Source organism: Stenotrophomonas sp. 86156_Sma (genome assembly GCF_056481625.1).
On sequence record NZ_CM151157.1, the window covers coordinates 911,272 to 923,622 of the forward strand.

Sequence of the window (12,351 nt, forward strand, 5' to 3'; positions counted from 1 at the left end):
CTACCCGCAGCACTTGCGCTAAGCTCGGCCTGTCATCGACCTGCAATACGCGGTGCGCGCCGGGGAAGGCGCGTGCCGTCCGGGGATGGCACACAGGGGAGCGCGCCCGCCAGGGCGCGCTGGCATTGCGCATCGAGAGATTGGGGGGAGGCAATGGCTTTGCTGCACGCCAAGACGGCCGCTGGCCGCCAGGAAATCGAGGACCGTGGTCGGCGCCTGCCGGCGGCACTGCGTTCGATCCTGCTGATGGTCGACGGCCATCGCGATGACACTGAACTGCGCGGCCTGTTCGAAGGCCTGCGCGCACCACCGGACGCACTGGAGCAATTGTCAGCGCAGGGCCTGATTGAAGTGATCGGCGGAAGTGTCGAAGCCGCACCGACGCGCAGCATCAGCACCGGCCGTGAACAGGACCCGGCGCTGTACCAGCAGCTGTACGACGCGATGAGTGAGGCCGTGCGTCGGCATCTGGGCCTGAAGGGCTATTTCATGCAGTTGAAGATCGAACGCTGCACCGATGCGCTGGCACTGGAGCGCCTGTGCCCGGAACTGCTGGCGGCGGTGGGCAAGGCGCGCAGCCCGGCATTGGCGCAGCGCTGGTGGCAGGAGACCCAGGCGGCCGTGGTCAATGGCGGCGGCGAGGTCGTGCAGGCCTGAGCCACCGCGTAAAGTGATCGGTTCACTTCCCCACAAGGAGTCCCGCGTGCAGGACGACCACGACGACACCGATACCCCCGGCTGGGACGCGATCAATGCGGCGCTGGCGCCGCTGTATGCCGGGCAGGAACCGCGTCACTTCGGCACCGCGCTTCCGTACACGCTCGGTGGCCAGGATCCGCTCGATGGCATCAGCGTGTACTGGGCGGATGCGCCGGTACCGCATTGGCATTACATCACCTACGGCTTCTCCGAGCTGTACGCCAAGGAGAGCAGTGATGCCACCGCCAGTGGCTATGGTTTCGAGCTGACCTTCCGCCTCGCTGCCGACGCCGGTGAGAACGCCGGCAGCACGCCGCCGGTGTGGCCGATGAACCTGCTGCAGAACCTGGCGCGCTATGTGTTCGGCAGTGGCAACGTGTTCGAGGATGGCCACCACCTCAACGCCAACGGCCCGATCGCGTTGGAGACCAACACGCGCTTGTGCCATCTGGCCTTCGTCGCAGATCCGCAGTTGCCCGCACGCGACACCGCCAATGGCCACCTGCAGTTCCTGCAGCTGGTCGGGTTGACCGATGAGGAGATGGAAGCGGTCAAGCGCTGGTCGACGCGCGGCGTGCTGCAGGCGCTGCAACCGGCGATGCCGCTGTGGATCAGCGACCTGCATCGCGGCAACCTGCTGGAGGATCCGGCATTGGCTGCACAGGTGCAGACCGGCAGCGAGCGCGAGGGCTCCAGCACCGGCATGCTGTTCATCGAGACGCTGGACTGGCGCCAGGAGGCGGGCGTCACCACCCTGGTGCTCGGTGCGGGCCAGGTGGCCAGCGTGTGCGAGCTGCTGCCATTGCGCCTGCGCCACGGCAAATCACTGGAACTGGTCAGCCGCGAGCGGCAGTGGGAATTCATTCCGGCCGCGCGCGGTGAAACCGGCGAGGTATCGGCCGACAGCGCGCGCTGGGCACTGGACGAGACGGGTCTGGAAGCCTTGGCGGGCGTGCGTGCCGAGCGCGGCATCTACCCGGTGGAGGCGGCGCTGCGCATCGAAGTGGTGCCGACCTACCTGCGCGATGCCAAGGGCGAAGTGATCCGCCAGATCGGTTGAGTGTGGCGATTGCACCGATGGGGGCAGAGCCGTCTGCTGCGCAGACGGCTCCGACCCATGGTCTGGATCAGGCCAGGCCTTCGGCCTTCAGCGCGGCCTGCACGCCGGCATCGGCATCCATGCGCGCCTTGTAGGCGGCCAGGTTGTCCAGGCCGGACAGGTCGACCTTGGTGCCAGCAGCCCAGCGCAGCGTGATGTAGAAGTACGGGTCGGCGAAGCTGCGGAAGCCGGCCAGCCACGGCTTGTCGGCCAGCTGCTTGTCGGCGGTCTCGAACAGGGCGCGCAGGCGCTTGTGCGCGGCGGCGCGGATCGCATCGAACTGGCTCTCGTCGGCAATGAACTTGCCCGGCGCGAACAGCGGCGAGAAGGCAGGATGCACATCGGAATTGACGAAGGCCAGCCAGCGGGTGGCTTCGGCGCGCTGGCGCGGGCTGCCGTCGCCGCCGAGGCCGGCCTGCGGGAAGCTGTCGGCGATATAGCCCATGATCGCGGCGTTCTGCAGCAGCACGAAGTCGCCGTCGACCAGTGCGGGGACGGCACCGGCCGGATTGATCTTGAGGAATTCCGGGCCCTTCAGGGTGTCCTTGTTCAGCAGTTCAACCTCGAACGGCTGGCCGGTCCACTGCAGGGCGATGTGGTCGGCGGTGGAACAGGCACCGGGCTTGCTGTACAGCTTCATGGGAACTCCAGGTGATGCGGGCGGGAAACGCCCACTATCCCAGAGCTTGCCAGCGGGCGGCAACGCTGCCGCCAGCACGGATCGTTACGACTGCCGCGGCTTGAGGTTCTGCACCTTATAGAAGGTGTGATCGCCGATGGTGGCCACCTGGTAGGCATTGCGCCAGTTCGGGCTGGCAATGGACAGCGCGGCGAAGTGGCTGGCACCGGGCACGATCTCGCGGCGCTCGCCGGCCGGCAGCGCCCAGTTGCGCTCGGCGTCGAAGGCCACGTTCATCGCCTCGCTCCAGGCCGCATCATTGCCCAGCTGGGTGCCGGGCGAGACGATGGTCGGTGCGAACTGCTTGCGCGCGGTGACCACCTGGCACATGGAGTCGCCCCACAGGCCACTGTCGAGGCGGCGCAGGGCGACCTCGGCGACGGCCTGCTGGCCACGCAGGGTCTGGTCGCGGGCTTCCAGGTAAACGGTGGTGCTCAAACACAATGAATCAGCGGCCGGCTGAGGCAACAACTGCGACAGCCAGAGAATCCAGGCCAGTTTCATATAACTCCTTGCTCCGTATGGGCCGCACGCTCCGGTTCCGGCCGCGGGGGCGACAGGAGGCGGGGTACGACTTGGCGTCATGGGGAGGCGGCCATCGGGGCCGCCCCGTGGGCAGCCCCAAAAGAAACGATCAGTACCGATCGAGGGGCTGCGCCGGCTCACCGGAAACTGGCTGGTGAGCGGAAAGATGGCGCAAGGTAGGGGGGGATAGCCGAACGCATCGTGAACCGCCCGGCTTGACATTCAGGTTCGGCAGGGGTGACGGAAATCACATTCCGCCCCCCATTCAGGCGCTCATCAGAGCGCGGCGGCGACCCGGCTGCCCTGGTCGATGGCCCGCTTCGCATCCAGTTCGGCGGCCACATCGGCACCCCCGATCAGCTGCGCGTTGATGCCGGCGGCCTGCAGTTCGGCCTGCAATGCACGGTTCGGTTCCTGCCCGGCGCAGATCACCACATGGTCGACCGGCAGCAGCTGTTCGCTGCCTTCCACGCGGATGCGCAGGCCTTCGTCGTCCACGCCCAGGTACTCGACGCCACCGAGCATGCGCACGCCCTTGGCCTTCAGTGTGGCGCGGTGAATCCAGCCAGTGGTCTTGCCCAGTCGCGCGCCGGGCTTGCCCGGGCTGCGCTGCAGCAGCCAGAGCCGACGCGGTGACGCCTCGACCTCGGGCCGGCCCAGCGAGCCGCGGGCCTCGAACGCGCTGTCCACGCCCCATTCGGCCATCCAGCGTTGCGGGTCGAGGGAGGGGGACTCACCGGCGTGGCTGAGGAACTCGCCGACATCGAAGCCGATGCCGCCGGCGCCGATGATCGCCGCATTGGTGCCCACTTCAACCCGGCCCAGCAGCACGTCCAGGTAGCTGACCACCTTGGCGTGGTCGGCGCCAGGGAAGTCGACCTTGCGCGGGGTGATGCCGGTGGCCAGCACCACCTCGTCGAAGCCGGCCAGGGTGGCGGCATCGGCACGGGTACTGAGGCGCAGCTGCACGCCGGTTTCGGCCAGCGTGTGGCGGAAGTAGCGCAGGGTCTCGTGGAACTCTTCCTTGCCGGGGATGCGCTTGGCCACGTTGAACTGGCCGCCGATCTCCTCGTTGGCATCGAACAGGGTGACCTGGTGGCCGCGCTGGGCAGCGACGGTGGCACACGCCAGGCCTGCCGGGCCAGCACCGACCACGGCAACTTTCTTCGGCGTGGCGGTGGGGCGATAGACCAGCTCGGTCTCGTGGGCGGCGCGCGGATTGACCAGGCAGCTGGCCAGCTTGTTCTCGAACACGTGGTCCAGGCAGGCCTGGTTGCAGGCGATGCAGGTGTTGATTGCCTCGGCGCGGCCGGCACGGGCCTTGTTCGGCCATTGCGGGTCGGCCAGCAGCGGCCGCGCCAGCGACACCATGTCGGCGCCGCCGCCGGCCAGGATGCGCTCGGCCACGTCGGGCATGTTGATGCGGTTGGTCGCCACCAGCGGCACCTTCACATGCGGCTTGAGCTTGGCGGTGACCCCGGCGAAGGCAGCGCGCGGCACCGAGGTGGCAATGGTCGGAATACGGGCTTCGTGCCAGCCGATGCCGGAATTGATGATCGTCGCGCCGGCGGCCTCGATGGCCTGCGCCTGCTGCACGATCTCCTCCCAGTTGCTGCCGTCCTCCACCAGGTCCACCAGCGACAGGCGGTAGATGATGATGAAGTCCGGGCCACAGGCCTCGCGGATGCGGCGCACGATCTCGACCGCGAAGCGCATGCGCTGGTTGGCATCGCCGCCCCAGCGGTCGGTGCGCTTGTTGGTGCGCGGGGCGATGAACTCGTTGATGAGGTAGCCCTCCGAGCCCATCACTTCCACACCGTCGTAGCCAGCCTCGCGGGCCAGCTTCGCGCTGCGTGCGTAGTCGGCGATATGCCGCTCGACGCCGCTGGCCGACAACGCACGCGGGGTGAACGGGTTGATCGGTGCCTTCAGCTTCGACGGCGCCACTGACAAAGGGTGGTAGGCATAGCGGCCGGCATGCAGCAGCTGCAGGCAGATCTTCGCGCCGTGCTGGTGCGCGGCGGCGGTGAGCTGACGGTGCGGGCGTACTTCCCAGGGCCAGGACAGCTTGCCGCCGAACGGCTTCAGCCAGCCGACCACGTTCGGCGCGAAGCCACCGGTGACGATCAGGCCGACACCGCCCTCGGCGCGTTCGGCGAAGTAGGCCGCCAGCCGCGGGAAGTCGCGGGCGCGATCCTCCAGGCCGGTGTGCATCGAGCCCATCAATACGCGGTTGCGCAGCTGGGTGAAGCCCAGGTCCAGCGGGGCGAACAGATGGGGGTAGGCGCTTTCGTTGGCTGGCGACATTGTCGATACGCTTGCGTACGGAAGCGCGAAGCGTGCCGCGAAACGGCGGCCGGGGCAAGGGCCGGCCTTTGGGTAGTGCCGGCCGCTGGCCGGGTACGCTCGGCACATGCGTGCTGTCGCTCCCGCAATTCGCTGCGCGAACCGCGGGCCCCACTTACCGGCTTCCACGCCCCCGCGCCTGCGGCGCTGCCCCCGAACTCCGGGGGGTAGTGCCGGCCGCTGGCCGGGTACGCTCGGCACATGCGTGCTGTCGCTCCCGCAATTCGCTGCGCGAACCGCGGGCCCCACTTACCGGCCTCCACGCCCCCGCGCCTGCGGCGCTGCCCCCGAACTCCGGGGGCGGTAGTGCCGGCCGCTGGCCGGCATCCCGATCAGCTCAGGGGGACTGCGGCTGCCGGCCGGCGGCCGGCACTACCGGGGTGCGACCGATCCCGAACCAGCCCAGCGTGACACCACACAGCGGACCGATCAGCAGAGCGAAGGCGAGGGTGCCGAGCCCAACATTGCCGCCCAGCCACCAGCCCAGCAGCAGCACGCTGCCCTCGATCAGGCTGCGCACTTTCCAGATCGGCCAGCCGGTGCGGGCATGCAGGCCGGTCATCAGGCCGTCGCGCGGGCCAGGGCCAAGCCTGGCGCCGATGTACAGGCCGGTGGCCAGCGCGACCAGCAGCATGCCCGCGCAGAACATCGCCAGCTGCCAGCCAAGGCCGACGGCCGGCGGCAGCAACCATAGCCCGAACTGCGCGGAAGGGCCGATCAGCATCACGTTGAGCACGGTGCCGACACCCGGTTTCTGCCGCAGCGGCCACCACAGCAGCAACACCAGCGCACCGATCACGTTGGTGGCCAGCCCGAACGACAGCGGCGTCTGCGCGGCGATGCCCTGCGACAGCACGTCCCAGGGCGCCACGCCGATGGCCGCACGGATCATCAGCGAGGCGCCGAAGCCGTACAGGAACAGGCCGGTGATCAGTTGCAGCAGGCGCAAGGGCAGGGCGGTGGGCATGACGGTCTCGGGGGAGGGGAATCTGTTCCCACCGTAATCCCGATTTATTCACTTCCATAGATACAGATGCCGATCAATCCGCCGCTACAGTGGCGTCGAGCTTGCTCGACTGCTCCTGATGAATCAGTCGAGCACGCTCGACGCTACGATCAGACCGCACGGCCGGGCATGGGCTCGGCTTTACATCGGCGTTCCAGCCTGGCTCAGTCGCCCCAGCCTGCCAGCGCCAGTTTGCCCACCGTGCGTCCGCTGGCCAGGCGCTGATGCGCGATGTCCAGATTTGCCGCATTGATCGGGCCCAGGCTTTCACTGAGGGTGCCGCGCAGCTGGCCGGCATCGATCATGCTGGCCGTGCGGCTGAGGATGCGGTGCTGCTCGATGCAGTCGGCAGTGGCAAAGCGCGAGCGCGCGAACATGAACTCCCAGTGGATTCCGATGCACTTGGCTTTGTAGGGATCGCCGATGCGCAGCGGCCCACGTGGCTCGACGATCAGGCCCACATGTCCCTGCGGCGCCAGCAGCAGGCCCAGTTCGTCCCAGTAGTGATCGGTGTCGGCCAGGTTGAGTGCGACCTGCACCGTGTCGATGCCCAGCGCCTGCAGCTGGGCCTGAAGTGGTTGCCGGTGGTCGATCACGTGCCGGGCACCCATCTGCCGGCACCAGTCGGCCGAGGCCTCGCGCGACGCCGTGGCGATCACCTCGAAACCCGCATGGCGGGCCAGCTGGATTGCCATCGAGCCGACCCCACCCGCACCGCCGATCACCAGCAGGTGCTGGCCGGCGTGGCGGCGATCGTCCAGCCGCAGCGGCATGCGCTCGAACAGCAGCTCCCAGGCGGTGAGCGTGGTCAGCGGCAGCGCTGCGGCTTCAGCGAAATCCAGCGTGGTTGGCTTGCGCGCGACCAGGCGTTCATCCACCCAGTGGTACTGCGCATTGCAGCCGGGGCGGGTGACATCGCCTGCGTAATAAACCTCGTCACCGGAGGCAAACAGGCTCGCCTCGTCGCCGATTGCCTCGACCACGCCGGCAGCGTCCCAACCCAGCACGCGGGGTGCCTGGAGCGTGGCCGGATCCGTGCTGGCGCGCTGCTTGCCATCGACGGGGTTGACTGAAACCGCCTCGACCCGGACCAGCAGGTCACGGCCCCGGGGAGGCAGCGGCGGAGGCAGGTGGATATCGCACAGGGCAGGGGCGGATTCACGACTCAGGGCGACGGCTTTCATCACGGCTCCGGCTGGGTTCGTGGCTCCATCATAAGGTTCCTCACGTTTCCGCAGACGCGCTGAACCGTTTGATGCAGCGCGCTGCGCAATATGTCGTTTTCCCCGCCTAAACCCCGTCAAACCCTTGCAGCGTGAGGGTCTTGCGGATTTTCATCATCCTGTATAGGGTTTCAACGTCGGACCGGCGGACGGTCGGGCGCAACACTTCACATGTTACGGGACTGTTAACATGGCCTTCACCCGCCTGAGCATAATGTTCGCGGCGGTGGCGTGCTGAATCGGCTGTCGTACATCGACGCACTTGTGCTGGCCCATGCCTCTACCGGTTTCATACCCCCGAAATAGGAGCTGTACTCAATGAACAAGAAGATCCTTACTGCCGCGCTGCTGGGCGGCCTGGCTTTTGCCCAGGCAGCTTCGGCGCAGGAGTTCGATGACCGCTGGTACCTGACCGGTTCGGCCGGCTTCAACTTCCAGGACAGCGACCGTCTGACCAATGACGCTCCGTTCGTGACCCTGGGCCTGGGCAAGTTCATCAGCCCGAACTGGTCGCTGGACGGTGAGCTGAACTATCAGAACCCGAACTTCGATTCGAACAAGGACCTGAACTGGTCGCAGTACGGCGTCTCGCTGGACCTGCGTCGCCACTTCATCAAGGAAGGCCGCGGCTGGAACCCGTACATCGTCGGTGGCCTGGGCTACCAGAAGTCGGAAGAAGAGTACCCGGCGCTGAATGCCAACGGTCCGCGCCAGCGTAAGGACGGCAACGTTGCCGCCAAGCTGGGCGTCGGCCTGCAGACCACCTTCGAAAAGCGCGTTGCTGTCCGCGCCGAAGTGGCCTACCGCGCTGACTTCGACGACCAGAGCGTTGCCGCTCCGAAGGAAGACTGGTTCGGTGACGTGCTGGCTTCGGTCGGCGTCGTGATCCCGCTGGGCCCGGCTCCGGTCGCGGCTGCTCCGGCTCCGGCTCCGGTTGCCCCGAGCTGCGCCGACCTGGATGACGACGGTGACGGCGTCAACAACTGCGACGACAAGTGCCCGAACTCGCAGCCGGGTCAGACCATCGGTCCGGACGGTTGCCCGGTGCCGGTCTCCATCGACCTGAAGGGCGTCAACTTCGACTTCGACAAGTCGAACCTGCGTCCGGACGCCGTGGCGATCCTGAGCGAAGCCACCGAGATCCTGAAGCGTTACCCGGATCTGCGCGTTGAAGTTGCCGGTCACACCGACTCGAAGGGTACCGACGCTTACAACCAGAAGCTGTCGGAGCGTCGCGCTACCGCCGTGTACAACTACCTGACCAAGAACGGCGTTGACGCCGGTCGCCTGGTCGGCCCGATCGGCTACGGCGAGAGCCGTCCGATTGCTCCGAACACCAACCCGGATGGTTCGGACAACCCGGAAGGTCGCGCCAAGAACCGTCGTACCGAGCTGAACGTCCAGAACTAAGTTCTGACGCTCTGCCAGTAGGACACAGCAGGACCCGGCTTCGGCCGGGTCTTGTTGTTTCTGCGGCCCGGAATCCGCGTGTCCGTCGGTCCGGGAACAACCGTTCGTCGGGTTTTTATCCGTAAAACCAATGAGTTGCCGTATTCATTGAAAGTGGCGCTTGAAAGCTGTCGCGGCATTGCTAAACTCGCCGCGTCACTTCCTTTCCTGGATGCCCTTCATGCTGCGCTCTGCATCGGCCGCCTTCCTGGCGCTGGCCCTGGTTCCCGCCGCCCACGCTGCGGTCGATTGCTCGGTCAACACCAGCGCCTCGCCGCTGCCGTTGCCGGCCACGACCATCGCGCCGGTGGCCGACGAGCTCTACATCCGTGGCAACCAGCTGGGCATGCCGGCCGGCGTGCTGAGCAGCAACTACGATCCGTCGCAGTCGCTGGACCAGGTGCTGCAGCGCCTGCGCATCGATGGTTGCCAGAACATCGCCAAGGCCATTCCGAGCGCCCCGGCAGTGAAGCCGAACGATCCGGCGGCCTACAAGCCGCAGACCGAATTCGACAACACGCCCTGGCGCTTCGACATGAGCCAGAACGGCAAGCGCATGACCGCCGAAGAGTTCGACGCCTGGATGAAGGCGCGTGGCGTGCGTGTGGTCAAGGCGCGTCCGGCTCCGGCCGCCACTCCGGCCCCGGCCGAAACACCGGCTGAGACCAAGCCGGTCGACAAGAAGTAAGCACCGCGGGGAGCAGAGGCTTGCGCACGCGCCGCCCACCTGCCGCCCCCGCCGCCCGCTCCCACGCACCGCGTGGGCGTGCGACTCCCGCTGCCACAGCCGCCGGTGTCCGTCATGGCCTGGCGCGCGTGCTGTCCAAGGCCGGCGTGTGTTCGCGCAGCGAGGCCGCGCGCTGGATCGCCGATGGCCGCGTGCGCGTCTCCGGCCGCATCGTGCGGGATCCCGAATTCCCGATTGGGCAGCCGGCGCCGCCGATCGAGGTCGATGGCCAGCCGATGGGCGCGCCGCAGCGCCTGTACCTGATGCTCAACAAACCGCGTGGGGTGGTGACCACCGCGCAGGATGAGCGTGGCCGCGATACCGTGTACCGGTGCTTCGATGGTGCCGGCCTGCCGTGGATCGCGCCGGTCGGGCGCCTCGACAAGGCCAGTGAAGGGTTGTTGCTGTTCAGCAACGATCCGCAGTGGGCGGCGCATCTGACCGATCCGGAAACGGGTCCGCAGAAGACGTACCACGTGCAGGTCGACCGCCTGCCCGATGACGCCACGCTGGCGGCCCTGCAGGCTGGCGTGGATGACGAGGGCGAGTTCCTCGTGGCCCAGGCCGTGCGCGTGCTGCGCAGCGGCGACAAGACCGCGTGGCTGGAGGTGGTCCTCGACGAGGGCCGCAACCGCCACATCCGCCGCCTGTTGGCGGCCTTCGACCTGCAGGTGCTGCGCCTGGTCCGGGTTGCGATCGGCGGGCTGCAGCTCGGCGATCTCGGCAAGGGCCAGTGGCGGGTGCTGGAGGTCAGTGACCAGCAGCGGCTGGGGGCCGCTGCACCGGGCTGATCATCGCCCGCGGCCGGCGGTTGCCGGCCACCGTTCCAGGCGTAGGGGGCGTCTGGCTGCTGAATTTCCCGAACGGAGCCTGCCCATGTACCACCCGACCCTCAACCAAACCCTGCGCTGCGCAGGCCTGCTGCTGCCGATGGTGCTGCTGACCGCCTGTGGTGGCCACAAGAAGGTGGCCAAGGCGGAAACGCCGGCCGAGACCCCGGTGGTGGAAGTGAAGACCCCGGAACTGGATGGTCGCGGCAGCTACCGCTTCCTCATGAGCAACGGCGACAAGAAGATGACCGCCGACGAGTTCGACGCCTGGATGAAGGCCAACGGCATCCGCGTTGCCAAGGGCAACGGCCAGGATGCTGCCGCCAAGCCGGTGGTGGTGGCCAGCAAGGACGAGCCGAAGGGCAAGAAGAAAAAGAAGTGATGCCGGGAAGGTGCCGACCTCGGTCGGCACGCCCTCACGCCTGGTAGGTGCCGACCTTGGTCGGCACGCTTTGGCCGGTGGGGATCAACCCTTGATCACGCCCAGCTCGACACCGATGCGGGTGAACGCATCGATGGCGCGGTCCAGGTGTTCGCGCGTGTGTGCGGCGCTGATCTGGGTACGGATGCGTGCCTGGCCCTTGGGCACCACCGGGAAGAAGAAGCCGATCGCGTAGATGCCTTCTTCCAGCAGGCGCTGGGCGAACTTCTGCGCCAGCGGTGCGTCGTACAGCATCACCGGGCTGATCGGGTGTACGCCCGGCTTCACGTCGAAACCGGCGGCGACCATCTTTTCGCGGAAGTAGCGGGTGTTTTCCACCAGGGTGTCGCGCAGATCGTCAGCGGCGGCCAGCATCTCGAACGCTTTGATGCCGGCGGCCACCACATGCGGCGGCAGCGAGTTGGAGAACAGGTACGGGCGCGAACGCTGGCGCAACAGCTCGATCACCTCGGCGCTGGCGCAGGTGAAGCCGCCCAGTGCACCACCCATGGCCTTGCCCAGGGTGCCGGTGATGATGTCGATCTTTTCCAGCACGCCCTTCACTTCGGCCGAGCCGCGGCCGGTGGCACCGAGGAAGCCGGTAGCGTGGCATTCGTCGATGTGCACCAGCGCGTTGTACTTCTTCGCCAGCGCGGTGATCTCGTCCAGCGGCGCAATGAAGCCGTCCATCGAGAACACGCCGTCGGTGGTGATCAGCTTGGTCTTGCAGCCGGCGGCGTCGGCGGCCTGCAGCTGGGCTTCCAGGTCGGCCATGTCGCAGTTGGCATAGCGGAAGCGCTTCGCCTTGCACAGGCGTACGCCGTCAATGATCGAGGCGTGGTTCAGCGCATCGGAAATGATCGCGTCGTTCTCGCCGAGCAGCGGCTCGAACAGGCCGCCGTTGGCATCGAAGCAGGCCGCGTACAGGATGGTGTCCTGCTTGCCGAAGAAGTCGGCGATCTGCTTCTCCAGCTGCTTGTGCAGGTCCTGGGTGCCGCAGATGAAGCGCACCGAGGCCATGCCGAAGCCGTGGGTATCCAGCGCATCCTTGGCGGCCTGGATCAGGTCCGGATGGTCGGCCAGGCCCAGGTAGTTGTTGGCACAGAAGTTCAGCACCTTGCGGCCGTCCTCGAGGGTGATCTCGGCCGACTGCGGGCTGGTGATGATCCGCTCGGACTTGAACAGGCCCTGGGCGCGGATGGCGTCCAGTTCCTCGGCGTAGTGGCGGGTCAGGGCGGAGGAGGCGTCGGTCATGGCGTGGGCACGGCTCTGAACGGGGAAACCGTTGATTCTACCGGGCATCGCCGCTTGCCGACCGGCCCGGATGGGGCATCGCCACGGCCGGCA

At 67.2% G+C, this 12,351-nt stretch carries 12 protein-coding genes; 6 read left to right on the forward strand and 6 right to left on the reverse strand.

Translation table 11 applies throughout. From position 1 onward, the window contains the following. The first annotated feature begins 153 nt into the window (after positions 1-153). Together ACZK33_RS04140 and ACZK33_RS04145 are read left to right on the forward strand one after the other, a co-directional pair. Entirely contained in the window at positions 154-657 is a 504-nt protein-coding gene (locus ACZK33_RS04140) for a hypothetical protein (RefSeq protein WP_279943227.1), read from the forward strand. A gap of 46 nt (positions 658-703) precedes the next feature. Beyond that, positions 704-1,759 carry a suppressor of fused domain protein gene (locus ACZK33_RS04145; RefSeq protein WP_369353711.1) on the forward strand — a complete coding sequence of 352 codons (1,056 nt, stop codon included), beginning with the start codon at positions 704-706 and terminating at the stop codon, positions 1,757-1,759. 67 nt (positions 1,760-1,826) lie between these two features. Here ACZK33_RS04145 and ACZK33_RS04150 read toward each other — a convergent pair whose 3' ends face one another. The 5 genes from ACZK33_RS04150 to ACZK33_RS04170 form a co-directional block, all read right to left on the reverse strand. Next, positions 1,827-2,438 carry a glutathione S-transferase N-terminal domain-containing protein gene (locus ACZK33_RS04150; protein WP_032130478.1) on the reverse strand — a complete coding sequence of 204 codons (612 nt, stop codon included), beginning with the start codon at positions 2,436-2,438 and terminating at the stop codon, positions 1,827-1,829. Between the two features lie 84 nt (positions 2,439-2,522). After that, on the reverse strand, positions 2,523-2,981 hold the full coding sequence (locus ACZK33_RS04155) for a cell wall hydrolase (protein ID WP_004154513.1): 459 nt from the start codon (positions 2,979-2,981) through the stop codon (positions 2,523-2,525). 297 nt (positions 2,982-3,278) lie between these two features. Continuing rightward, positions 3,279-5,309 carry an NADPH-dependent 2,4-dienoyl-CoA reductase gene (locus tag ACZK33_RS04160; RefSeq protein WP_423174382.1) on the reverse strand — a complete coding sequence of 677 codons (2,031 nt, stop codon included), beginning with the start codon at positions 5,307-5,309 and terminating at the stop codon, positions 3,279-3,281. A 376-nt stretch (positions 5,310-5,685) separates the two neighbouring features. Then, the gene (gene yczE, locus ACZK33_RS04165) at positions 5,686-6,315 is read right to left on the reverse strand and encodes a membrane protein YczE (protein ID WP_049463677.1); all 630 of its coding nucleotides are present in this window, start codon (positions 6,313-6,315) and stop codon (positions 5,686-5,688) included. A gap of 203 nt (positions 6,316-6,518) precedes the next feature. Continuing rightward, entirely contained in the window at positions 6,519-7,538 is a 1,020-nt protein-coding gene (locus tag ACZK33_RS04170) for a zinc-binding alcohol dehydrogenase family protein (protein ID WP_071229155.1), read from the reverse strand. 357 nt (positions 7,539-7,895) lie between these two features. On the opposite strand from ACZK33_RS04170, the gene ACZK33_RS04175 reads away from it, so the two are divergent. From ACZK33_RS04175 to ACZK33_RS04190, 4 genes are all read left to right on the forward strand, one after another. Continuing rightward, entirely contained in the window at positions 7,896-8,987 is a 1,092-nt protein-coding gene (locus ACZK33_RS04175; protein WP_010483958.1) for an OmpA family protein, read from the forward strand. A 220-nt stretch (positions 8,988-9,207) separates the two neighbouring features. Beyond that, positions 9,208-9,714, forward strand: a complete 507-nt coding sequence (locus ACZK33_RS04180) for a hypothetical protein (RefSeq protein WP_423174381.1) — start codon at positions 9,208-9,210, stop codon at positions 9,712-9,714. Between the two features lie 20 nt (positions 9,715-9,734). Beyond that, a complete protein-coding gene (locus tag ACZK33_RS04185; RefSeq protein ID WP_423174380.1) occupies positions 9,735-10,544 on the forward strand; it encodes a pseudouridine synthase in 810 nt (269 codons plus the stop codon). An 85-nt stretch (positions 10,545-10,629) separates the two neighbouring features. After that, positions 10,630-10,965 carry a hypothetical protein gene (locus ACZK33_RS04190; protein WP_005412356.1) on the forward strand — a complete coding sequence of 112 codons (336 nt, stop codon included), beginning with the start codon at positions 10,630-10,632 and terminating at the stop codon, positions 10,963-10,965. 84 nt (positions 10,966-11,049) lie between these two features. Here the strand turns inward: ACZK33_RS04190 and kbl are convergent, their stop codons facing one another. Next, a complete protein-coding gene (kbl, locus tag ACZK33_RS04195) occupies positions 11,050-12,258 on the reverse strand; it encodes a glycine C-acetyltransferase (protein WP_423174379.1) in 1,209 nt (402 codons plus the stop codon). Positions 12,259-12,351: the final 93 nt, after the last annotated feature.